We start from the raw sequence: 1109 nt of genomic DNA on the forward strand, positions 1-1109 counted from the left end.
CCGAAGTGGCCGTAGGCGGCGGTCTGGGAGTAGATCGGGCGCAGCAGGTCCAGGTCACGGATGATCGCGGCCGGGCGCAGGTCGAACACCCGCGTGATCGCGTCCTGGATCTTCGCCACCTCGACCTTCTCGGTGCCGAACGTCTCCACGAACACCCCCACCGGCTGCGCCTTGCCGATCGCGTAGGCCACCTGGACCTCCGCACGGTCGGCCAGCCCCGCCGCCACCACGTTCTTGGCCACCCAGCGCATCGCGTACGCGGCCGAACGGTCGACCTTGGAGGGGTCCTTGCCCGAGAACGCCCCGCCACCATGACGCGCCATGCCGCCATAGGTGTCCACGATGATCTTGCGCCCGGTCAGGCCCGCGTCACCCATCGGACCGCCGATCTCGAACCGGCCCGTCGGGTTGACCAGCAGCCGGTACCCCTCGGTCTCGATCTCCAGCTCCGCGAGCACGGGCTCGACCACGTGCTCCTTGATGTCGGGCGTGAGGAGGTCGGCGAGGTCGATGCCGGGGGCGTGCTGGGTGGAGACGACCACGGTGTCCAGCCGGACCGGACGGTCGCCGTCGTACTCGATGGTCACCTGGGTCTTGCCGTCCGGGCGCAGGTACGGCACGGTGCCGTTCTTGCGGACCTCCGACAGCCGCCGCGCCATCCGGTGCGCCAGCGTGATCGGCAGCGGCATCAGCTCCGGGGTCTCCCGGCACGCGTACCCGAACATCAGGCCCTGGTCACCGGCGCCCTGCCGGTCCAGCTCGTCGGCGCCCTCGCCCTCGCGGACCTCGTAGGCGTCGTCCACGCCCTGGGCGATGTCGGGCGACTGCGCCCCGATGGACACCGACACACCACAGGAGGCGCCGTCGAAGCCCTTGTGCGAGGCGTCGTACCCGATCTCCAGGATCTTCTCGCGGATCAGGCCGGGGATGTCGACGTAGGTCTGGGTGGTGACCTCACCGGCGACGTGCACCTGACCGGTGGTGATCAGGGTCTCGACCGCGACGCGGCTCTTCGGGTCGCCCTTGAGCATGGCGTCGAGAACGGCGTCGCTGATCTGGTCGGCGATCTTGTCCGGGTGGCCTTCCGTGACCGACTCGGAGGTGAACAG

At 69.7% G+C, this 1109-nt stretch carries 1 protein-coding gene; it reads right to left on the reverse strand.

The genetic code is table 11. The features are described 5' to 3' along the window. The coding region (gene metK / locus DQ384_RS40190) for a methionine adenosyltransferase (protein ID WP_245967107.1) at nt 1-1109 on the reverse strand (1109 nt) is incomplete at both ends.

This window comes from Sphaerisporangium album, assembly GCF_003323745.1.
In the GTDB taxonomy this organism is placed as follows: Bacteria; Actinomycetota; Actinomycetes; order Streptosporangiales; family Streptosporangiaceae; genus Sphaerisporangium; species Sphaerisporangium album.